Annotated in this window: 1 pseudogene; it reads left to right on the forward strand. The window is 60.0% G+C overall.

From position 1 onward, the window contains the following. Window positions 1–255 (forward strand): annotated as a pseudogene (locus JHD80_RS28355) (thioredoxin reductase); the annotation flags it as partial.

Consider the following 255-nt stretch of genomic DNA (forward strand, 5'->3'; position numbering starts at 1 on the left):
ATGCGGCATCGGAGGGCTTGAGCGTTCTGGTGCTCGATCAGCGCGCCTTTGGGGGCCAAGCTGGCGCCTCGGCACGGATCGAGAACTACCTAGGCTTTCCGACCGGCATATCAGGCCAGGCCCTTGCCGGACGTGCCTATAATCAAGCTCAGAAATTTGGCGCCGAGATCGCTATTCCCCTGGCCGTAACCGAACTCGATTGCCACGACAGCAGGATCAAACGACTGTCCCTCTCGAACGGCATTGGCATCCAGG

It is taken from the genome of Allobosea sp. ASV33 (assembly GCF_016428755.1).
In the GTDB taxonomy this organism is placed as follows: domain Bacteria; phylum Pseudomonadota; class Alphaproteobacteria; order Rhizobiales; family Beijerinckiaceae; genus Allobosea.